Here is a 19,475-nt window from a genome sequence, read left to right on the forward strand (position 1 = left end):
TTGTCAGACTGCTGACAAGTCGGCCCACTCATCTTTCGTTTATCCTCGGCACAAGGCCGAGGATAACGCCGAGGAGAGAACGAGCCTTGTCAACAACTCAAGAATCTCCAAATAGAGATCTTGTCCTGTATTTAATGGACTGAGTCAACTAATTTGGCAATCCGAGGCGAGACACTTTCAGGCCGCTTCCTCTTCCGCGATCTCGTCCGCGCCAAGTGCGAAATCGACTGCCGCTCGCGCATGAATCGCCGTGGTGTCGAAGCCGGGCAGCGGCAGATGGTCGGGATCGAGGATCAGGCAGATCTCGGTGCAGCCGAGGATGATGCTGTCGGCGCCGTTGTCGATGGCGCGTGATATGACCGCCATGAGCTTGTCGCGTGAGCTGTCGAGTACCTTGCCGGCGCAGAGTTCATTGAAAATGATGTCGTGCACGGTGGTGCGGTCGCCGGCATCTGGAACCATGATGTCGAGACCGAGGTTTTTCATGCGGTCGCTGTAGAAGCCGTGTTCCATCGTGTAGCGGGTCGCAAGCAGCAACGGGCGCTTCCGGCCGCCGGCATGCAGCGATTTCGCCGTCTCGTCGATGATGTGGATCAGCGGCACGGAGATCTTCTTGGCAACCTCGTCGGCAATCAGATGCATGGTGTTGGTGCAGATGAGGATGCAGCCGGCGCCAGCAATCTGCAGGCGCAAAGCCACGTCGGCAAGGCGACGGGCGGCCATATCCCAGGCGCCGGCCTTCTGAAGGGCGACGATCTCCTCGAAGTTCACCGAATGCAGGATGAGTTCGGCCGAGGCAAGGCCACCCTTGCGGTCTCGCACCATCTCGTTGACGAGACGGTAATAGACCGCCGAACTTTCGAAACTCATGCCGCCGATCAGGCCGATCGTTTCCATGTCTTCACGCTCTCCATGATTCTGAACTTTCGAAAATGATGCCGTAATCCCGGCGCGGTGTGTTTGCGTTATTTGTTTCCATGGTGGGATATGTGCTATAATTTTGCGCCATTTGATGAAATCGTGCAAATATTGGGCGGAGGATACATGCTTGATGATCGCGACAGGCGCATTCTCGACATGCTGCAAAAGGATGCAGGCATATCCGTGACCGATCTTGCGGAGCGCGTGGCGCTTTCGGTGTCGGCCTGTTCGCGGCGTATCCAGCGGCTGGAAGAAAGCGGCCATATCGCCCGGCGCATCTTCGTGCTCGACCGGGAGAAAATGGGCGTGCCGACGACGGTCTTCGCTCTCGTCAAGACGGCTCACCATTCCGACGAATGGACGGAAAGCTTTCGCCGGATCATCGGCGACATTCCCGAGATCGTCGAGGCGCACCGGTTGACCGGCAATCACGATTACATTCTGAAGATCGTGCTGCCGCGCGTCGAGCATTACGACGTGATCTACAAGCAGATCGTGCGCAAGCTCGAACTCTTCGACGTCTCGGCGTCGATCTCGATGGAAGAATTGAAACATGGAATGGCGATACCGGTGGGCTACGCCCGGTGAAAAATCATTTGAAAGGGCATCACAGTATGAGCGATAGCGATATTCGTAGCCTTTTCATGCCGGGGGAAAAGCTTCTTTGGTCAGGGCGTCCCGGACAAGGATTTCTTTTGACATCGCGGGATTTCCTCCTCGTTCCGTTCTCGCTTTTGTGGGGCGGCTTTGCGATCTTCTGGGAAATTACTGCCATCAGCACGGAAACGCCGGTATTCACAAAATTATGGGGTATTCCGTTCGTACTCATGGGCCTTTACCTAATGGCCGGACGCTTTTTCGTCGATGCGGCTGCCCGGGCTCGGACGGAATATGTACTGACCAACAGACGTGTGATCATTCGCAGAAGCGGGCTCTTTCGACATTTGTCCACCAATCAGCTCGAACTCCTGCCGTCGATCAGTCTTGAAGAGGGCAGCCGCGGCAAGGGTACGATCAAATTCGGCGTGCCGTCCAACAGGAGGATGAGCGGCTGGACGCCAAGTCTGGCCAACGAACCTCAGCTTCTGGGGATCGAGGATGCGCGACACGTTTACAGCCTCCTGGAAACAGCAAGGTCGGATTGCACCAGCAGCCGATAATTCGCAGTGCCATCGATAGGGATTAATGTGTCTCTATAAGGAACGTTTTTGGACATATTGCGTTCACCTTTGGTTCAGGAGGAGGGGAAGATATTTCCCTCACTTGGAGGAGCAGAGGAGAACAGTCATGAGAAAGCTGACCGTCGCCGCGTTGTGCTTGATCATAGGTGCCCCCGGCATCACGCCGGCTCAAGCGTTTCCGGCTATCAACCCACCCAGGATCGAAGCGCAGCAGCAGATAGAGCATGTGCAATGGCGTGGCCGAGGCGGCCACTGGGGTGGCGGCCATTACCGAGGCGGCTATTACAGAGGTTACCACCATAACCATGGAGCGGACTGGGGCTGGGCCTTGGGTGGCCTAGCCGTCGGCACCATCATTGGCGGCGCATTGGCACAGCCCTATTACGGCTCGTATTACGGTTCACCCTACGGCTATTACGGCTCGCCCTACCGCTATTACGGTTCGCCGTATCGCTATTATGGCCGGCCCTATCGGGCCTATGCGTCGTCTGGCTATTATGGACGGGGCGGCAACCACGAGAGTTGGTGCTATGCGCGTTATCGGTCGTACAGGGCGTTCGACAATACCTTCCAGCCCTATCATGGACCCCGTCGCCAGTGCGTCGGTCCCTATTGATTGCTGCGCCGTGAACTGTTCCGGGCCGACTACCCGTTCGAACGCTATGTCTGTGTCGCACCTCGACCGAGGCTCTGGGCAGTTATAATTCTGCCCGACGTCCGCTTCACAAGCGTCGCCGGGTTGGATTGCAGGAGTTGCCGATAATCTCGGCGCTAAAGCGCGCCGCGATCGGACTCGTTTGTCGCGCTTTGGTCTAGGCCTTTCAATTCCAGCATGTCGTTCTCGCAAAACCGCTGCACACTTTTGCGCGACATGCTCTTTCGACTGCGGGTGACGCAGGGGAGACATGCCGAAACGGCGGTTGCAACCTTTGCGGCGAGGGCCACATTGGCTTTCAGCGAAATGGCGCAGAAGGGGCAGGTCATGGGCGATCATCATGTCGTCGTTGTCGGCGGCGGTTTTGGCGGGTTGCAACTCGTCAACGGTTTGAAAGGCGCTGGCGTCAAGATCACGCTCGTTGACCGGCGCAACCATCATCTCTTCCAGCCGCTGCTCTATCAGGTGGCGACGACCATTCTCTCCACCTCGGAAATCGCCTGGCCAATCCGCCGGCTCTATGCCGACCGGCCTGACGTGACGGTTCTGCTCGGCGAGGTCACAGGCGTCGACAGCGGCACAAAGACTGTTTCCCTCCGTAACGGCATGACTCTTGGTTACGATACGCTGGTGCTGGCGACCGGGGCGACGCATGCCTATTTCGGCCATGATGAATGGGAGCCGGTGGCGCCGGGCCTGAAGACGTTGGAGGATGCGACGACGATCCGCCGGCGCGTGCTGCTTGCCTTCGAGAGGGCGGAGATGGAGGCCGATCCAACCGTGCGCGATGCGCTTCTGACCTTCACCATCGTCGGGGCCGGGCCGACCGGTGTCGAGCTGGCCGGCATCATTGCCGAACTCGCGCATTTCACGCTGCCCAAGGAATTCCGCAACATCGATACGCGCAAGACCCGCGTCGTGCTGGTCGAGGCTGGTCCGCGGGTGCTGCCAACCTTCGCCGAAGAGCTTTCGGCCTATGCCCAGAAGGCGCTGGAGAAACTCGGGGTCGAGATCCATCTCGGCAGGCCGGTGACGGAATGCAATGCCGACGGCGTGAAGATCGGCGACACCTTCGTTGCCAGCCGGACGATCGTCTGGGCAGCCGGCGTCACCGCCTCGCCGGCGGCACGGTGGCTCGGCGTTGCGGCCGACCGGGCAGGGCGCGTCGTGGTCGAGAAGGATCTGAGCGCGCCGGGGCTACCCGACGTCTTCGTCGTCGGCGATACCGCATCGGTGATGCGCGAGGACGGGAAGCCGGTGCCGGGCATCGCGCCTGCCGCCAAGCAGCAGGGCGGCTACGTCGCCAAGGTGATCCGTGCCCGTCTGTCCGGCAAGCCGGCACCGGCGCCCTTCCGCTACTGGCACCAGGGCAGCCTCGCCACGATCGGCAAGAGTGCGGCCATCATCGATTTCGGCCGGATCAAGCTGAAGGGCTGGATCGCCTGGTGGATCTGGGGTCTTGCCCATATCTACTTCCTGATCGGCACCCGCTCGCGCTTCTCCGTCGCCTGGAGTTGGTTGTGGATCTATCTGAGTGGCCAGCACAGCGCCCGGCTGATCACCCAGAAAGAAACGATGCGAGAGGAGGAGTAGGCCTCCTTTGCCCGTGAAAGCTGTCCGGGAATGCGCCGTCTCTCCTGCCTCATTCTGAGGTGCACCCGGAGGGCCTCGAAGGATCGGGGACGGCCACCGGCGCTTCACCCAGCGACATCTGCATGCAGCATGCACCGCTTAGCCACCCGCCCTCGTAGTTCGAGACGGCCCTGCGTTTGTCGCTGCAATCGATCACTGGATCGATTGCTTCGCTCCTCACCCTCACCATGAGGGCTGATTGTCGTGCCCTGCGGCACACATGTCGGAGCCTTTAGACAACGCGATACGCCCAAGCTTGACACATCTCCCCGCACACCCTTAGCATTCCATCCGCGTCTCCCAACCACCGGGAGGTGCGCATCCAGCCGTAGCAACGGGTAGAGGTTCCAATGCGCCGATTCACTTCTCACGAAAATCACATTCGAAATTCTGAGAAGTTGGTGGTTCATGCGCACTTTGAATCTGGGCATTCTCGCCCATGTAGATGCAGGCAAGACTAGCCTTACCGAAAGACTGCTTTTTGACGCCGGCGTCATCGACAAGCTCGGCAGCGTCGATACCGGCAATACACAGACGGACACTCTCGAACTCGAACGACTACGCGGCATCACGATCAGGGCGGCGGTGGTGTCGTTTGCGATCGGCGACAGGATCGTCAATCTCATCGACACGCCCGGCCACCCGGATTTCATCGCCGAGGTCGAGCGGGTGCTGGGATTGCTGGATGCCGCGGTCGTCGTCGTTTCGGCGGTCGAAGGCGTGCAGGCCCAGACACGGGTGTTGGTGCGAGCGCTGCGGCGGCTTGGCGTTCCCTTCATCTTCTTCGTCAACAAGGTCGATCGTCTTGGGGCCCGATATCAGGAGGTGGTGGAGGCCCTAGCCGCGCAGCTGGCGGTCCGCCCCATCGCCATGTCGTCGGTCATCGATGCCGGAGCCAAGCTTGCCCGGGTGGAGACGCTCGCGCCGGGAGACGAGCCGCTTTTCACGCCGCTCTGCGAGGCACTGGCAGAAAACGACGAGGCCCTGCTTGCCGATTATATCCTTGCTCCCGGTCGCCTGAGCGAGGAAAGGCTTGGGCGCTGCCTGGCAGAGCAGGTGGCGAGCGGCCTCGTCCATCCGGTCTTCGCGGGCGCAGCGATGACCGGTGTCGGCATCCCCGCCCTGGCATCGGCCATTGCGACGATCTTGCCCGGCCGGTGCTCCAATCCGGATGGCCCGGTCGCGGGCAAGATCTTCAAGATCGAACGCGGCTGGGGTGGGGAAAAGCTCGCCTATATCTACCTCGCCTCAGGCACGGTGCGGCTTCGGCAATATCTGGACCTGCCCAGAGGCCCGGAACGGGTGACTGCGATCCACCTGTTTGAGGCCGGCCGGATCGAAGGCGCCGAGAGACTTCGCGCAGGGCAGATTGCCCGCGTCGCCGGCCTTGCCGGCGCCCGGATCGGGGATGCGGTGGGCGGAGATCCCGCGGGCGGGCGGGCTCACTTTGCGCCGCCGACGCTCGAAACCCGGGTTCTTGCGCGGCGGCCTTCCGACAAGGCGGCGCTCTGGCTGGCGCTGAACCAGATGGCCGAACAGGATCCCTTGATCAATTTGCGCCGCAACGAGGAGACGGACGAAGTCTTCGTTTCACTCTACGGCGAGGTGCAGAAGGACGTTATCCAATCGACCCTGCCGACGGATTTCGGACTTGAGGCAAAGTTCGAGGAAAGCACCGTCATCCTGGTCGAGAGGCCAGTCGGGACCGGGGCCGGTCTGCAGATCCTCTTCAAGGAGCCCAATCCCTTCCTGGCAACCGTCGGCCTGCGCGTCGAACCACGCCCTCCCGGGGCGGGCAACAGCTTTGCGCTCGAAGTGGATGTCGGCCAGATGCCCATCGCCTTTTATCGAGCGGTCGAGGAGACCGTGTTCGAAGCGCTGAAACAGGGGATTTTCGGCTGGCAGGTCATCGATTGCCACGTGGCGATGACGGCGGCCCGGCACAGTTCGCCTGCAAGCACCGCCGCCGATTTCCGGCAGTTGACGCCATGGGTGCTGGCAACGGCGCTATCGGCCGCGCGGACCGTGCTCTGCGAGCCAATCGACCGCTTTTATCTCGAAGCGCCCGCGGAAAATTTGAGCGGCGTGGTCACCCTGCTTGCAAAATCGGCAGCAACGACGACGGATTCGGTCATTGCCGACGGCGTCGCCCGGCTCGAGGGTACCATGGCGTCTCAGATGGTCCGCGGTGTCCAGCAGCAATTGCCGGGCCTGACGAGCGGGGCGGGGACCATGGAAAGCAGCTTCGATCATTATGCCCCAGTGGCTGGCCCGCCGCGCTCGCGCCCGCGATCAGGTCCTGATCCGTTCAACGGCGTCGAATATCTGCTGCGCCTGCATCGACTTGCCGGAGGCATATCGTGACATCCGAGTGTCGCATTTGATCGTGGGTGGCAGACGGTGCGGCTGCGCCCAAGGGCGGAGATCTTGACAGCACCGCCACAGTTGAAATCGCCCGACATTGAAAAAGGCGGCCCCCGAAGGAGCCGCCTCTCGTTTTCTTATGCTGCCAGCGAGGCGATGTCGATGACGAAGCGGTAGCGGACGTCGCTCTTCAGGACGCGTTCATAAGCTTCGTTGACCTGCTGGATGTTGATCTTCTCGATCTCGGAGACGATGTTGTGCTTGCCACAGAAGTCGAGCATTTCCTGGGTTTCCTTGATCGAGCCGATCATCGAGCCGGAAATACTCTTGCGGCCGGGGATGATCGAGAAGGCGTGCACGGGGATCGGATTCTCAGGCGCGCCGACCACCACGAAGGAACCATCCACCTTCAGAAGGCCGAGATAGGCATTCCAGTCGATTTCGGCGCTGACGGTGCAGATGACCAGGTCGAAAGTGCCGGCGAGCTTCTTGAAGGTTTCCGGGTCGTTGGTGGCATAATATTCCTTGGCGCCGAGCTTCAGCCCGTCTTCCTTCTTGGAAAGGCTCTGGGAAAGAACGGTGATATCGGCGCCCATCGCCGCACCCAGCTTGACGCCCATGTGGCCGAGGCCGCCCATGCCGACGATCGCGACCTTCTTGCCAGGGCCGGCATTCCAGTGGCGCAGCGGCGAATAAAGCGTGATGCCGGCGCAGAGCAGCGGCGCGGAGGCATCGAGCGGAAGGTTGTCCGGGATGGACATGACATAGCCTTCCTTGACGACGATCGAGTCGGAATAGCCGCCCTGGGTGCGTGTCTTGCCGTCGGCTTCGAAATCATTGTAGGTGCCGCTGAGACCCGGCATATACTGTTCGCGATCGAGGTCGCGCTCGGCGCAGCCGATACAGGAATCGACGAAGCAGCCGACGCCGACGCGGTCGCCGACCTTGAACTTAGTCACGGCGGAACCGACCGCCGAGACGATGCCGGCGATCTCATGGCCTGGCACGATCGGATAGACGGCGTTCTTCCATTCGTTGCGGACAGTGTGGATGTCCGAATGGCAGATGCCGGCAAACTTGATGTCGATCACGACGTCATCGGGGTTGGGGTTGCGGCGTTCGAAGGTGAAAGGGGTCAGCGGTTTGGAAGCGTCGGTTGCGGCGTAGCCTCTTGCAATAGGCATGGGAACCTTCCTTTTCGATTGTGGTGGGGTTGAACGGGATGGCGGACTATTGCCCGGAACTGCGTGAGAGGGTTAGAGCGATCCTCTCAGCTTTTTGCACGATCCTGCAAAAGTGAGGCGCCGGCCTGTTTGCGAAATGGCGAAGGCACTCTAGATAAGGGCGGTATCACCGGCGTCAGCCAGTTGACAGAAAGAGTTGCCGCATGACTTTGCCCTTCAGCCCCTATCAGGAAATTGTCGACATCGCGATGCGCTTCGCGCCTGGCGATGGCGAGTTCTCGACTGATATCGGCAATCTTCACGTCAGCCGTCGGTCCAAGCCAAGCGATCCGCTTCACAGCAGCTACCGGCCCTGTTTTGCCTTCGTCCTGCAGGGGGCCAAGAGCCTGCGCCTCGGCACCGAACTTATCAGCTACGGGACAGGAGACTATCTGCTGACCTCGCTCGACCTGCCGGTCGCCTGGCAGGTCACCGAGGCAAGCCCTGAAGTGCCGCATCTCTGCCTGGGGCTGGCAATCGATTCCGAAAAGCTGCTTGAGCTTTTGAGCCGTATCGATATTCCGCGTCCGGCGGCCCATACCGACGGGCAGCGCGGGATGGCGGTGAACGTCGCTCCGCCGGAGCTCCTGGATGCCGCCGTCCGCCTGCTGCGCTTGCTCGATCGTCCAGGCGACATTCCTGCCATGGCGCCGCTGATCGAGCAGGAAATCCTCTACCGGGTGCTGACCGGGCCGGATGGCGCGCGGCTGATCAACATCGCCACAGCAGACAGCCACAGCAACAGGATCGCCCGCGCCGTCGCATGGCTGAAGGAGAATTTCGCGCGGCCGCTGCGCATCGAAGATCTTGCCGTCCGCGTCAGCATGAGCGTGTCGTCCTTCCATCATCACTTCAAATCGGTCACGGCGATGACGCCGGTGCAATATCAGAAGCAGCTTCGCCTGCACGAGGCGCGTCGCCTGATGCTGGTGGAGCGCCTCGATGCCGGTACGGCCGGCCACCGCGTGGGCTATCAAAGCCCGTCGCAGTTCAGCCGCGAATACAGCCGCCTCTACGGCGCTTCGCCGGCGCGCGATATCGATGGCGCGCGCGAAATCATGGCGGCGGAGTAGAGTGTAGCGCGTCCAGCGAGACGCCGGCGCGGTTGCTATTAAAGGATGTTTGACGTTTCGTGGCTAGGCTTGCGCGAAACACCAGCACCGATGGCGATATGACGCAAACACCACTTCTTTCCATCGTCGCGCCTTGTCATAACGAGGAGGAGGGCCTGCGCGAATTCTGCCGCCGAGCCGTCGCAGTTGCTCGGAGCGTTGCTGGGGATGCCTTCGAGCTCATTCTCGTCGATGACGGCTCGTCCGACCGCACCTGGGAGATCATTTCCGAATTGGCGGCTGATGTGCCGCAAGTGCTCGGCGTTCGTCTTCTTCGCAATCACGGCCACCAATTGGCATCGACGGCGGGTCTCTCCGCGTCGCGGGGCGAGCGTGTGCTCCTGATCGACGCCGATCTTCAGGATCCGCCCGAGTTGCTTTTGATGATGATGCCGATCATGGAGCGTGGCGCCGACGTCGTTTATGGTCAGCGCACGCGCCGCGAGGGTGAAACCTGGTTCAAGCTTGCCTCGGCTTCGCTTTTCTATCGTGCGCTGTCCAGGCTCGCCTCGGTGACCATTCCGCGCGATACCGGCGATTTCCGGCTGATGAGCCGGCGCGTCGTCGATATCCTGCTGGCGATGCCGGAGCGCGATCGCTTTATCCGTGGCATGGTCAGCTGGATCGGCGGCAGGCAGGTTGCTCTCCCTTACGAGCGTGACGCCCGTTTTGCCGGCGCGACGAAATATCCGCTGCGCAAGATGATCAATTTTGCGCTCGATGCGATCACCAGCTTTTCGACGACGCCGCTGCGTATAGCCACATGGCTTGGCATGATCAGCGCCTGCGTCGCGATCTCGTTGCTCGTCTACACCTTCGTTCGCTGGCTGGAAGGCGAAACGGTTACCGGCTGGTCGTCGATCATGGCCGCCGTCAGCGCCTTCAGCGCCATCCAGCTGATCTGTATCGGCATCATCGGCGAATATCTCGGCCGTCTCGTGCAGGAGAGCAAGAAGCGGCCGATGTTCATGATCGAGACGATCCTGCGCGGCGGCGAACACGCCGAGCTGCCGACTGCTTTTCCGGAGATGAACGCCAGCGATAAGCGCGCCGCACTCGATGTCGCCTTTACATCCGGGGAGTTTCCGCGAGCGCAAAAGAGCAGTCGGATCGGATAATGGACCAGATCGACACGCCTGCTGTGGTCGCAGGCGAGCCTCAGGGATTGGCCGCCAGACAGGATTCCACCATTGCGGTCGCCGCTTTCGTCGCGCTTGCCGCGGCGCTGGTGGTGCTGTTTCGTTTTCCGCCGGTTCTCGATTACCCCAATCACTACGCCCGGATATGGCTCCTTTCGGGCGGCATCGGCGAGCAGCCGTTTCCTGAGATTTATGCGGTCGATTGGAGCCGCACCTTCACCAATGTCGGGATCGACATTCTCGCCACCTGGCTGGGACCGCTTGTCGGCGCCGACAGGCTTGCGCGGACTTTGCTTTTCCTGGCGATCGTGCTGCCGCCGCTCGGCGCGATCGGCTTGCATCGCGCGCTTTTCGGCGGCCGGCACCACTGGCAGACCGCCATGCTGTCGCTCGGCTGGTGCGCCACCATGATCGGCGGCTTCATCAATTTCCAGATCGGCCTCGGCATGGCGCTCTTCTTCGCCTGCGTCGACCTCCGGCTGCAGGGCAAAAATCCCGCGCTGGTTTTTGCCTGGCGGCTCGCCGCTTCGCTGCTGCTGACGGTGATGCACATCTTCTCGCTCGGCTTCTATATGGCGATCGTCTGCGGCCTCGAATTTTCGTGGCGCATCGACATACTGCGATCGAAGGCGGGTCTCACGAGGCTCGTCGGCCGGTTGGCGTTGGCGATTGGCGCCTGCGTCTTGCCACCGCTCGCGCTCTACCTTCACACGGCATCTTTGCCCAACGCCGGTGGCAACGGCCTTGGGCTTGCATGGAACGACAGCGTCGTCCTGATCGTCCTCAATCTGCTCTCCGCCATCACGACCTATGTCCCGGTGGTGGATGTCTTACTGGTTCTGCCGCTGATCCTCATCTGCACACGTGCCGCACGAGCGGGCGACATCCGCATGCATGCGGGGCTTGCCGTCGCCGCTGGCGGTCTGCTGCTGCTCTCCTGTATTTCGCCTCGCCACATGCTCGGCACCGGATGGATCAGTTGGCGCTTTCCGATCATGACGGCGCTCGTCGCCATGGCGATGGTATGCCCCTTCGCCAATCTCCCGCGCCGACAGGCGCTGTTGCTTTCGCTCGTCATCAATCTTGCGGTCTTCGGCCGTACCGGCTGGATCGGCTGGAACTGGTGGCTGGCGCAAAAGGATGTTGCCGCTGTCGAGAGCGTGCTGAAAAGGGTGCCGGCCGGTGCAGCCGTGCTACCACTTGGGCATGAACCTGAGACAGTGAGCTACCTTGCCCACTCCAACCGGCATTTTTTCTGGGGACTGGATACTTTCCGGCATCTGCCGACGCTTGCCGTGCCCGTCTCGCATGCTTTCGTGCCGACGCTCTTCACCGCAAAAGGCAAGCAGCCACTTTCCGTTCTGTCGCCCTGGTCTGAGATCGCGGTTCCAGAGGGCAATCTGCTGTCGGTGGGTGTGCTTTCATGCCCGACAATGTTGCAGCAATATCGAGACTTCACGCCCTATCTGTCGGATTGGCGCAGTCGTTTCGATTTCGTCCTGGTCGCCAATGCCGATATTCTCGATCGCTATGTCGGCACCTTCATGCCGTCGGGCCTGACGGTCATCGAGGATGCCGGTTTCGCGAAGCTTTACGCGATCGATAAGACGATGCCGGCAGAGCCTTTGGCTATCCCGGCGGGTTGCGCCACGGCGTTATAAGCCGCGGCTCATCAGCCGGGGAATTTCAGCGCCTTGTCGGCACGGCATTTGGCGAGCTTGAGCTGGCGGAAGGAGAGGATTTTCGTGATGCGCTCCTTGCCATCCGTCTCCACACTCATGCAGGCGCAGGCATAGCCGTAATTGCCGTTGGTTCTGACATACTCACGTTCGGAGATGTCGGAGATCAGCTCCATGCCTTCCACCTCGCCGGCATCGTCGCCCTGGGTCATGATCGTCCAGGTGTTTTCCGCATCTTCCAGCCACCAGTTGGCGGGCGTCGGATTTTCAATCCAGCCGCAGCGCGTTTCGGCCGCCTGTGCATTTGCGGCGATGGCAAGGGCTGCGGTGATGACTGCGGCAGCGATCCGGTATTTCATCGGCTTTTCCTCATCGCCAGATTTCAGTTGTTGATCGCGATGATCGCCCAATGGCTTTCCTCGCAGGCGTCGTCATCGCAGACCGCGCCCATCCAGAGGGCGCCACCCGCGAGCATGACGCCGTCGCTATTGACGAAGAGATCCCCGTATTGCTGGCGCCCGACGGCGCGGCGCGTTTCCGGCGTCACCAGATCGTCGAAATTGTCGATGAAATCTTCGGCGCTCTCGACGTCGTAAGTCTCGCCCCTGGCCTCGACCGTCAGCGGGTATTCGGCAAGCCCGGCAATGGTTTCGGCGTCGCCCGAGCGCATCGCCCGAACGAGTTGGCGCAGCGGCCGGTCGAAGCCTGCGGCGTCGCCGTGCAGTTCTTCGATGCGGTTATAGACGTCGCTGTCGGACTGCGCGAGAGCGCTTGAGCCGCTCAGGAAAATTGCTCCGAGCAGGAGAAGAGCTGCAGACAGGCGTGACATCGAAGCCTCCAGGCGCAAACGGGTACCGCGACAATATGCGATCACCAAGGATTCGCGCCTATCCAATTCTGGTGTTTCATCGCGGTTTCCCGTATTAAAAAAATTGATCCGGGCTTCTTGACGATCTGATCGGTTTATCGCATAAACCTCACGAACCGTACCGTACGGTACGTATATGGGAGCTACGACCGTGTCTGTCGATACCGCAGAGCCGAGCGAATTTTCGCCGCGCCAGAACGCCGTTCTGGAGCAGGCGTTGCGGTTGCTCGTCGATGGCGGCGAGAAGGCGCTGACGACCTCGGGTGTGGCGCGTGCCGCCAATTGCTCGAAGGAGAGCCTCTACAAGTGGTTCGGCGATCGCGATGGGTTGTTGTCGGCGATGATCGCCTATCAGGCGAGCAAAGTGCGCACCTTCGAGCGCAACGGCGAGCGACTGACGGCGGCAAGTCTGCACGACCATGTGGTCATTTTCGCGCGTGATCTGCTGGAGGTGCTCGCCGGCGACGTCTCGCTGGCGCTGAACCGGTTGGCGATCGGCCAGTCGAACCGCGACGGCTCGAAGCTCGGCAAGCTGCTGCTCGAGCGCGGCCGCCGCCAGATCGACCGGCGCGCCATGGCGTTGATCGATGCCGGAAAGAGGGCAGGGCTCCTGCGTTTTTCCGATGCCGACGAGGCTTATCACACGCTTTACGGCCTTGTTGTTTCCGATCTGCATGTGCGCATGCTGCTCGGCGAGCCGGGCCTCAAGGATACCGCGCGCCAGGCGGAGAGGGCGGTTACCGCCTTCCTCCGGCTCTACGGCACGGACAAGGTTCTGGTGGAGATGCCGGTTCTCGGTTGATTCCGCTTTAATGACAGTCAACAAGACAAGCAAAGGGAAGGAACTTCAAATGCGCGTCTATTACGATCGTGATGCCGATCTCAACCTCATCAAGGCCAAGAAGGTCGCCATCATCGGCTACGGTTCGCAGGGCCGTGCCCATGCGCTGAACCTCAAGGACAGCGGCGCCCAGAACGTCGTCATCGCGCTCAAGGCCGGTTCGCCGACCGTCAAGAAGGCTGAAGCCGACGGCTTCAAGGTCATGACGGTTGCCGAAGCCGCCGGCTGGGCCGACCTGATGATGATGGCAACGCCCGACGAACTGCAGGCCGACATCTACAAGTCGGAAATCGCTGCAAATATCCGCGACGGCGCGGCGATCGCCTTCGCCCACGGCCTCAACGTGCACTTCGGCCTGATCGAGCCGAAGGCCACGGTCGACGTCGTCATGATCGCGCCGAAGGGCCCGGGCCACACGGTTCGCGGCGAATACCAGAAGGGCGGCGGCGTTCCCTGCCTCGTTGCCGTTCACCAGAACGCTTCCGGCAATGCGCTTGAACTCGCTCTCTCCTACGCCTGCGGCGTCGGCGGCGGCCGCTCGGGCATCATCGAAACCAACTTCCGCGAAGAGTGCGAAACCGACCTCTTCGGCGAACAGGTCGTTCTCTGCGGCGGTCTGGTCGAACTCATCCGCGCCGGTTTCGAAACGCTTGTTGAAGCCGGCTACGCGCCTGAAATGGCCTATTTCGAATGCCTGCACGAAGTGAAGCTGATCGTCGACCTGATCTATGAAGGCGGCATCGCCAACATGAACTACTCGATCTCGAACACGGCCGAGTGGGGCGAATATGTCTCCGGTCCGCGCATCATCACCGCTGAGACCAAGGCCGAGATGAAGCGCGTCCTCAAGGACATCCAGACCGGCAAGTTCACTTCCGACTGGATGCAGGAATACCGCGCTGGCGGCTCGCGCTTCAAAGGCATCCGCCGCCTGAACGACAGCCACCAGATCGAGGAAGTCGGCGCCAAGCTGCGCGGCATGATGCCCTGGATCGGCAAGAACAAGCTGGTCGACAAGAGCGTGAACTAAGCGGTTTTCAGACTGTAGGAATCGAGGGCCGGGGCGAAAGCTCCGGCCTTTATCGTTGTGCGCTGACGGTCAGCCAGCGCGTCGGCTTGCCGTCATATCCGCCGCCGTCGTATTCGCTTAGGGCGATATTCCTCCAACCGCCTTTCGTCAGAAGCTCCGAGAGCCATTCGGCGGAGGGATAGTTGTAATAACGCCCGAAGCCGTCATGGCCTTCTGCTTCCCCGGCCTTGAAGCTTGCGTGAAGGAGGCCGCCGGGCCTCAGGGCGCGGCGGATGCGGGCGAAGACGTCGGGCAGTTCGGATCGGGGGACATGAAGAAGGCTCGCATGCGCCCAGACGCCGTCGAAGGCGCTGTCGGCGTCGAGTTCCTGGAACAGCATGACCCTGACCGGCCTGCCGATCAGCGCTTCGGCCTGTGTTGCAAGCTCGGCAGAGCCATCCGTCGGCGTCACGTCGAAACCCTGCGACAGCATGTAGACGCTGTCCTGTCCGCCACCGCAGCCGAGTTCGAGGATTGCCGCACCCCGCGCAAGCCCGGCGAGGAAGGCATCGAGCTGCTGCTTCGGCAGGCTGCGCGCCCGGTTGGCGTAGGTCTCGGCGTTTTGCCTGTAGAAGTCAGAGGTATTGTCACGAGGCATGCGGATCGGCCGTTCGGGAGCGTCGGTTGGATTGAAGGTGCCTTTCGGGGAGCCGATCGGCGCCGATGATGTCGATGACGAGGATGCCGTCCGGTATTTCACGATAGAAGGCGACGTGGCGCATGTGAAGAAGGCGGCGAAGGCCGACGCCAAGCTCTTCGCATTCGTCTCCCATGGAGGGCGCGCGCGAAAGAAGCACGAAAATTCTGTCCCAGTCGAGAAGATAGGCATCCGCCTGTGCCTCGCCGAAGTGCAAGCTGGCATATTCGTCGATGCCCGACAGCACGGCATCTGCGGTTCGGGTCAGCCTATAGGTTGATGTCACGCAGCTTTGCCTTCGTTTCCAACAGGATATCGGCAATGCGCCGGTCGCTGATGCCGCTCTCTTCGGCCAGCCTCAGAATCTCACGCAATTCTTCGTCATCGAGCTTGCGATGGTCCTGGTCCCTCAGGACGAGTTCCGCCAGATATGTGCTGGCATTGGCGTATCTGCCGCTTGCGACACGGCGTGCGACGTAATCCGCCAGATTATCCGGAAGAGAGATCGTCATTTTCGCCATTGAATTCGGTGCAGTCCGTCCATGCCGGTTGATGCCAGATTACCATTTCCCACGTTGTGATAGAAGCGTTGCGCTCCGCCGTCGAGCACTTGGGTCACATCCAGGTCAGTCTTTTTTATCGACATAGATGACGCGTTCGAGATCCTTGAAATGGGCGTCGCAGGTCAGGATGTCGGCATCATGGCGCTCCGCGGTCGCATAAATGATCGCATCGGCGGTGGCGAGTTTGTGGATCGTCGAGATTTCGGCAGCACGGCGGGCAAGCGTCGTGTCGAGAGAGACAACCATGCATGTCGCGGTATAAGCGATGAAGCTGTCGACGGCTTCCTCGTCCTTCTCGCGTGCCAGCCATTTGGAGAGCTCGAGCTGCACGATCGTTGGAACGATGCATTGATCGCGCACCGGGATATTGGCCTGCAACCGGGTTCCGGCGGCACTTTTCGTCAGCCATTCTATCCATGCGGAGCTGTCGACCACGCGCATCAGAAACGGTCGTTCCGGTCGCGGTAGTTTTCCTTGTCAGCGCCTTCGGCAATGCCGCGAAGATCGGCAAGCGTCGGGACCGGCATCAGCAGCACGCCTTTCCCTTTGGGGATGAACACGAATTCCTGCCCCGCCGACCAGTGCTGCTGTTCGCGCACTTCCTTGGGAATGGAGATCTGGAATTTTGTGGAGAGGGTTGCGGTTGTCATTCTTACCTTTCCTCCATCGATAGATGAATGGTAAGAATTCATCTGACATCCGTCAATGACGAAGTGTTTTCGGCGTTAGTGCTATTTTGGTCGCCAAAGGAGAAGTAGCGATGATTCTTCCCGCTGACTCGGCCACAAAAGACCGGGCGGCGCGCGGTTTCGAAAGAGATCCGCGGATTGCTTGGTGGCCGTCCGCTCGAAGAGCATCGTAGCGTATCGTGCAGCTCGACACGAACTCCGGCGAGGGCGGAATAGGGTCGACAGCCCGGCGGCTTTGCGCGCGAGGCGGAGAGCGGCGCCCACCATGTCGGTGTTGACGCCGCCGTTTGCGTGGAACGTCGGGAATTCAGGCCGGGATAAGGCGGGTCCAGCCGCGCTCATCGTTCGTTACGCCCTTCTGCAGACTGACGAGCTGCTGGCGCAGTTCGCTGGTCAATTTGCCGGTCTGTCCGTCTCCGACCAGAAACTCGCCGCCGGCATGTCGAACCAGGCCAATGCCCGCCAGGACTGCGGCAGTGCCGCAAGCGAAGGCTTCGACGAGCTTGCCGCTGGCAGCGTCGTCTTGCCATTCCGCGAAGGAGTAGGGACGCTGCTCGACGCGCAAGCCTCTTTCTTCGGCGAGTACGATCACGGAGGCCCGGGTGATGCCCGGCAGGATCGTGCCGCCAAGGGGCGGGGTCACCACCGATCCGTCATTCATCAAGAAGAAGACGTTCATGCCGCCGAGTTCTTCGACCCAACGATGCTCTGTTGCGTCGAGGAAGACGACCTGATCGCAATTCTTCTTCGCCGCCTCGGCTTGCGCCACGAGGCTGGCTGCGTAGTTTCCGCCGCATTTTGCAGCGCCGGTGCCGCCGGCAGCCGCACGGGTGTATTCGGTCTCGACCCACAGGGAGACGGCCTTCGCGCCGCCCTTGAAGTAGGCGCCGACCGGAGAGGCGATGATGCAGAAGATATATTCCTGAGCCGGACGAACACCGAGAAACGCCTCGTTGGCGAACATGAAGGGGCGAAGGTAGAGGCTGGCGTCGCCGGACGGAATCCAAGCCTTGTCAATGCGGACCAGTTCTTCGACGGCCTTCAGGAAGAGTTCTTCGGGCACAGGAGGCATCGCCATGCGGGCTGCAGACTGCGCGAAGCGGCGGGCATTCTCTTCAGGCCGAAAGAGCAGAATCCGGCCATCGTCTGCCTTGTAGGCTTTCATGCCCTCGAAGATTTCCTGAGCATAATGCAGCACGGCGCTCGCGGGATCGAGCTCCAGCGGCCGCCTGGGCGTAACCTTCGCATCGTGCCAGCCCTTGTCGGCAGTCCATCGTGCCAGGACCATATGATCGGTGAACACCTTGCCGAAGCCGGGTGTCTCCAGTGCCTGGATGCGATCGGCGTCGGAGACGGGAGACTGGTGGAGTTCGATTTTGATTTCAGGAGAGGCCGACGTCACGGTCATTGCTGGCACCTTGATAGTAATTTGAATAGTGGCGGCGACACTACTGCCGCCGAGCTGGTCTTGGAAAGGTCTGAATCAGCCGGTTTCGACTTTGATCAGAGGAATAATCGCTTGGAGTGGCTGACGTCGAGCAGCAAATTCGGGATCGAGCGTCTTCGATATCGGATGGCGTCTACGCTTGTCACCATGACAAGAAAATAGGTCAGTATTATTGACATAATTTCCCTGGCATGGTTTGTCGGCGGTATAGAAAATATGAGGAAACCCCATGCTGAACTGGGACACCATGTTTGCGTCGCGCTCGTCGCGCATGCGCGCATCCGAGATCCGCGAGTTGCTGAAGCTTCTCGACCGGCCCGACATCATCTCCTTTGCCGGCGGCATCCCTGATCCGGCGCTGTTTCCGGATCGGGAATTCAAGCAGGCCTATGCCGATATCTTCGACGGCGCCGCCGTCAACTCGGCGCTGCAATATTCAGTGAGCGAAGGCTACAAGCCGCTGCGCGAATGGCTGGTCAAGCAGATGGCAGCTCTCGGCATCCCCTGCGAACTCGACAACGTCTTCATTGTATCAGGCTCGCAGCAGGGCCTGGATTATCTCGGCAAGCTCTTCCTGTCGCCTGGTGATACCGCGCTGGTGACATGGCCCACCTATCTCGGCGCGCTGCAGGCCTTCAACGCCTATGAACCGGCCTATGACCAGTTGACGCCGAACGGCAACCGGACGCCGGAATCCTATCGGGCGGCCGCAGCGGCTGCCGGCGGCAAGGTGAAGTTCGCCTATCTCTCCGCCGATTTCTCCAACCCGACCGGCGAGACCGTCGATCTCGATGGCCGCAAGAAGGTATTGGCATTAGCCGAAGACCTCGACATCGCCGTCATCGAGGATGCGGCCTACCAGTCGTTGCGTTACGACGGCGATCCGATCCCACCGATCCTGGCGCTCGAGATTGCCGAAAAGGGCCATATCAACGATACGCGCACCATCTATTGCGGCAGCTTCTCGAAGACGCTGGCGCCTGGCCTTCGCGTCGGCTTCATCGTCGCCAATGCGCCTGTCATCCGCAAGCTGGTGCTGATGAAGCAGGCGGCCGACCTGCATTCCTCGACGATCAACCAGATGGCGATATCAGATGTCGCCGAGCGCGGCTTCGACGCGCAGGTCGCCAAGATCAAGGCCGCCTACAGCAAGCGCCGTGACTGCATGCTGACGGCACTCGAGAAATATATGCCCAAAGGCACGAGCTGGACGAAGCCGGAGGGCGGCATGTTTATCTGGATCACGCTGCCGGAGGGGATGGATGGCGCCAAGCTCTTGGCGAAATCGCTGGAGACCGCCAAGGTCGCCTTCGTACCCGGCAAGGCATTCTTCGCCGATGGTTCCGGCGCCAACACCTTCCGCGTCAGCTTCTCCTGCGCCAACGAGCAGATGATCGAGGACGGCATCGGCCGCTTGGGCGCGCTGATCTCGGCCGAAATCGGCGGCTGATCCAG

The 19,475-nt window shown here is 60.9% G+C and carries 21 protein-coding genes; 11 read left to right on the forward strand and 10 right to left on the reverse strand.

The features are described 5' to 3' along the window. Window positions 1–177 precede the first annotated feature (177 nt). A complete protein-coding gene (locus tag EEQ99_RS08535; RefSeq protein ID WP_028757544.1) occupies window positions 178–897 on the reverse strand; it encodes an aspartate/glutamate racemase family protein in 720 nt (239 codons plus the stop codon). Between the two features lie 147 nt (window positions 898–1,044). Here EEQ99_RS08535 and EEQ99_RS08540 point away from each other — a divergent pair, with 147 nt between their 5' ends. From EEQ99_RS08540 to EEQ99_RS08560, 5 genes are all read left to right on the forward strand, one after another. Further along, entirely contained in the window at window positions 1,045–1,509 is a 465-nt protein-coding gene (locus tag EEQ99_RS08540; RefSeq protein WP_047610791.1) for an Lrp/AsnC family transcriptional regulator, read from the forward strand. Between the two features lie 26 nt (window positions 1,510–1,535). Further along, window positions 1,536–2,081, forward strand: coding sequence for a PH domain-containing protein (locus EEQ99_RS08545; RefSeq protein ID WP_127430232.1), 546 nt, complete (start codon window positions 1,536–1,538; stop codon window positions 2,079–2,081). Between the two features lie 127 nt (window positions 2,082–2,208). Further along, on the forward strand, window positions 2,209–2,718 hold the full coding sequence (locus EEQ99_RS08550) for a BA14K family protein (protein WP_080759837.1): 510 nt from the start codon (window positions 2,209–2,211) through the stop codon (window positions 2,716–2,718). A 366-nt stretch (window positions 2,719–3,084) separates the two neighbouring features. Then, window positions 3,085–4,350, forward strand: a complete 1,266-nt coding sequence (locus EEQ99_RS08555; protein ID WP_028757546.1) for an NAD(P)/FAD-dependent oxidoreductase — start codon at window positions 3,085–3,087, stop codon at window positions 4,348–4,350. 447 nt (window positions 4,351–4,797) lie between these two features. Next, entirely contained in the window at window positions 4,798–6,753 is a 1,956-nt protein-coding gene (locus EEQ99_RS08560; protein ID WP_127430233.1) for an elongation factor G, read from the forward strand. A 137-nt stretch (window positions 6,754–6,890) separates the two neighbouring features. Here EEQ99_RS08560 and EEQ99_RS08565 read toward each other — a convergent pair whose 3' ends face one another. Beyond that, entirely contained in the window at window positions 6,891–7,937 is a 1,047-nt protein-coding gene (locus EEQ99_RS08565; RefSeq protein ID WP_028757485.1) for an NAD(P)-dependent alcohol dehydrogenase, read from the reverse strand. A 203-nt stretch (window positions 7,938–8,140) separates the two neighbouring features. Between EEQ99_RS08565 and EEQ99_RS08570 the strand changes: the two genes are divergently transcribed. The 3 genes from EEQ99_RS08570 to EEQ99_RS08580 all read left to right on the forward strand — a co-directional run bounded on the left by EEQ99_RS08570 (window position 8,141) and on the right by EEQ99_RS08580 (window position 11,888). Beyond that, on the forward strand, window positions 8,141–9,049 hold the full coding sequence (locus tag EEQ99_RS08570) for an AraC family transcriptional regulator (protein WP_127430234.1): 909 nt from the start codon (window positions 8,141–8,143) through the stop codon (window positions 9,047–9,049). Between the two features lie 98 nt (window positions 9,050–9,147). Continuing rightward, window positions 9,148–10,206, forward strand: coding sequence for a glycosyltransferase family 2 protein (locus EEQ99_RS08575; RefSeq protein WP_127430359.1), 1,059 nt, complete (start codon window positions 9,148–9,150; stop codon window positions 10,204–10,206). Then, window positions 10,206–11,888 carry a hypothetical protein gene (locus tag EEQ99_RS08580; protein WP_127430235.1) on the forward strand — a complete coding sequence of 561 codons (1,683 nt, stop codon included), beginning with the start codon at window positions 10,206–10,208 and terminating at the stop codon, window positions 11,886–11,888. The genes EEQ99_RS08575 and EEQ99_RS08580 overlap by 1 nt, the downstream gene beginning before the upstream one ends. Window positions 11,889–11,899: 11 nt before the next feature. Here the strand turns inward: EEQ99_RS08580 and EEQ99_RS08585 are convergent, their stop codons facing one another. Together EEQ99_RS08585 and EEQ99_RS08590 are read right to left on the reverse strand one after the other, a co-directional pair. Next, window positions 11,900–12,265, reverse strand: a complete 366-nt coding sequence (locus tag EEQ99_RS08585) for a DUF4087 domain-containing protein (protein WP_063474704.1) — start codon at window positions 12,263–12,265, stop codon at window positions 11,900–11,902. Between the two features lie 23 nt (window positions 12,266–12,288). Then, window positions 12,289–12,735: a hypothetical protein gene (locus EEQ99_RS08590; protein ID WP_127430236.1), complete on the reverse strand. Its 447-nt coding sequence runs from the start codon at window positions 12,733–12,735 to the stop codon at window positions 12,289–12,291. A gap of 175 nt (window positions 12,736–12,910) precedes the next feature. Between EEQ99_RS08590 and EEQ99_RS08595 the strand changes: the two genes are divergently transcribed. Further along, window positions 12,911–13,576 carry a TetR/AcrR family transcriptional regulator gene (locus tag EEQ99_RS08595; protein WP_047614124.1) on the forward strand — a complete coding sequence of 222 codons (666 nt, stop codon included), beginning with the start codon at window positions 12,911–12,913 and terminating at the stop codon, window positions 13,574–13,576. 49 nt (window positions 13,577–13,625) lie between these two features. Then, the gene (gene ilvC / locus EEQ99_RS08600) at window positions 13,626–14,645 is read left to right on the forward strand and encodes a ketol-acid reductoisomerase (RefSeq protein ID WP_047611747.1); all 1,020 of its coding nucleotides are present in this window, start codon (window positions 13,626–13,628) and stop codon (window positions 14,643–14,645) included. 49 nt (window positions 14,646–14,694) lie between these two features. Here the strand turns inward: ilvC and EEQ99_RS08605 are convergent, their stop codons facing one another. From EEQ99_RS08605 to EEQ99_RS08630, 6 genes are all read right to left on the reverse strand, one after another. Further along, window positions 14,695–15,282, reverse strand: a complete 588-nt coding sequence (locus EEQ99_RS08605) for a class I SAM-dependent methyltransferase (RefSeq protein WP_047610778.1) — start codon at window positions 15,280–15,282, stop codon at window positions 14,695–14,697. Continuing rightward, entirely contained in the window at window positions 15,272–15,607 is a 336-nt protein-coding gene (locus EEQ99_RS08610; RefSeq protein ID WP_047610777.1) for a type II toxin-antitoxin system RelE/ParE family toxin, read from the reverse strand. Before EEQ99_RS08610 ends, EEQ99_RS08605 begins: the two co-directional genes overlap by 11 nt. Continuing rightward, window positions 15,591–15,842: a ribbon-helix-helix domain-containing protein gene (locus EEQ99_RS08615; RefSeq protein WP_047610776.1), complete on the reverse strand. Its 252-nt coding sequence runs from the start codon at window positions 15,840–15,842 to the stop codon at window positions 15,591–15,593. The genes EEQ99_RS08610 and EEQ99_RS08615 overlap by 17 nt, the downstream gene beginning before the upstream one ends. 105 nt (window positions 15,843–15,947) lie before the next feature. Then, the gene (locus EEQ99_RS08620; RefSeq protein ID WP_047610774.1) at window positions 15,948–16,325 is read right to left on the reverse strand and encodes a type II toxin-antitoxin system VapC family toxin; all 378 of its coding nucleotides are present in this window, start codon (window positions 16,323–16,325) and stop codon (window positions 15,948–15,950) included. Next, on the reverse strand, window positions 16,325–16,534 hold the full coding sequence (locus EEQ99_RS08625) for an AbrB/MazE/SpoVT family DNA-binding domain-containing protein (RefSeq protein ID WP_047610772.1): 210 nt from the start codon (window positions 16,532–16,534) through the stop codon (window positions 16,325–16,327). The genes EEQ99_RS08620 and EEQ99_RS08625 overlap by 1 nt, the downstream gene beginning before the upstream one ends. A 346-nt stretch (window positions 16,535–16,880) precedes the next feature. Further along, window positions 16,881–17,981 carry a branched-chain amino acid aminotransferase gene (locus EEQ99_RS08630; protein ID WP_063474646.1) on the reverse strand — a complete coding sequence of 367 codons (1,101 nt, stop codon included), beginning with the start codon at window positions 17,979–17,981 and terminating at the stop codon, window positions 16,881–16,883. Window positions 17,982–18,249: 268 nt separating this feature from the next. Here EEQ99_RS08630 and EEQ99_RS08640 point away from each other — a divergent pair, with 268 nt between their 5' ends. Further along, a complete protein-coding gene (locus tag EEQ99_RS08640; protein WP_047610768.1) occupies window positions 18,250–19,470 on the forward strand; it encodes an aminotransferase-like domain-containing protein in 1,221 nt (406 codons plus the stop codon). Window positions 19,471–19,475: the final 5 nt, after the last annotated feature.

It is taken from the genome of Rhizobium anhuiense (assembly GCF_003985145.1).
In the GTDB taxonomy this organism is placed as follows: Bacteria; Pseudomonadota; Alphaproteobacteria; order Rhizobiales; family Rhizobiaceae; genus Rhizobium; species Rhizobium anhuiense.

Bases quoted from the DNA above. Each gene is read 5' to 3' on its own strand.
- EEQ99_RS08565 (WP_028757485.1), bottom strand. From the start codon at position 7,937: ATGCCTATTGCAAGAGGCTACGCCGCAACCGACGCTTCCAAACCGCTG.
- EEQ99_RS08595 (WP_047614124.1), top strand. From the start codon at position 12,911: ATGGGAGCTACGACCGTGTCTGTCGATACCGCAGAGCCGAGCGAATTT.
- EEQ99_RS08590 (WP_127430236.1), bottom strand. From the start codon at position 12,735: ATGTCACGCCTGTCTGCAGCTCTTCTCCTGCTCGGAGCAATTTTCCTG.
- EEQ99_RS08630 (WP_063474646.1), bottom strand. From the start codon at position 17,981: ATGACCGTGACGTCGGCCTCTCCTGAAATCAAAATCGAACTCCACCAG.
- EEQ99_RS08625 (WP_047610772.1), bottom strand. From the start codon at position 16,534: ATGACAACCGCAACCCTCTCCACAAAATTCCAGATCTCCATTCCCAAG.
- EEQ99_RS08575 (WP_127430359.1), top strand. From the start codon at position 9,148: ATGACGCAAACACCACTTCTTTCCATCGTCGCGCCTTGTCATAACGAG.
- EEQ99_RS08615 (WP_047610776.1), bottom strand. From the start codon at position 15,842: ATGGCGAAAATGACGATCTCTCTTCCGGATAATCTGGCGGATTACGTC.
- EEQ99_RS08555 (WP_028757546.1), top strand. From the start codon at position 3,085: ATGGGCGATCATCATGTCGTCGTTGTCGGCGGCGGTTTTGGCGGGTTG.
- EEQ99_RS08550 (WP_080759837.1), top strand. From the start codon at position 2,209: ATGAGAAAGCTGACCGTCGCCGCGTTGTGCTTGATCATAGGTGCCCCC.
- EEQ99_RS08620 (WP_047610774.1), bottom strand. From the start codon at position 16,325: ATGCGCGTGGTCGACAGCTCCGCATGGATAGAATGGCTGACGAAAAGT.
- EEQ99_RS08580 (WP_127430235.1), top strand. From the start codon at position 10,206: ATGGACCAGATCGACACGCCTGCTGTGGTCGCAGGCGAGCCTCAGGGA.
- EEQ99_RS08570 (WP_127430234.1), top strand. From the start codon at position 8,141: ATGACTTTGCCCTTCAGCCCCTATCAGGAAATTGTCGACATCGCGATG.
- EEQ99_RS08605 (WP_047610778.1), bottom strand. From the start codon at position 15,282: ATGCCTCGTGACAATACCTCTGACTTCTACAGGCAAAACGCCGAGACC.
- EEQ99_RS08560 (WP_127430233.1), top strand. From the start codon at position 4,798: ATGCGCACTTTGAATCTGGGCATTCTCGCCCATGTAGATGCAGGCAAG.
- ilvC (WP_047611747.1), top strand. From the start codon at position 13,626: ATGCGCGTCTATTACGATCGTGATGCCGATCTCAACCTCATCAAGGCC.
- EEQ99_RS08640 (WP_047610768.1), top strand. From the start codon at position 18,250: ATGCTGAACTGGGACACCATGTTTGCGTCGCGCTCGTCGCGCATGCGC.
- EEQ99_RS08545 (WP_127430232.1), top strand. From the start codon at position 1,536: ATGAGCGATAGCGATATTCGTAGCCTTTTCATGCCGGGGGAAAAGCTT.
- EEQ99_RS08585 (WP_063474704.1), bottom strand. From the start codon at position 12,265: ATGAAATACCGGATCGCTGCCGCAGTCATCACCGCAGCCCTTGCCATC.
- EEQ99_RS08540 (WP_047610791.1), top strand. From the start codon at position 1,045: ATGCTTGATGATCGCGACAGGCGCATTCTCGACATGCTGCAAAAGGAT.
- EEQ99_RS08535 (WP_028757544.1), bottom strand. From the start codon at position 897: ATGGAAACGATCGGCCTGATCGGCGGCATGAGTTTCGAAAGTTCGGCG.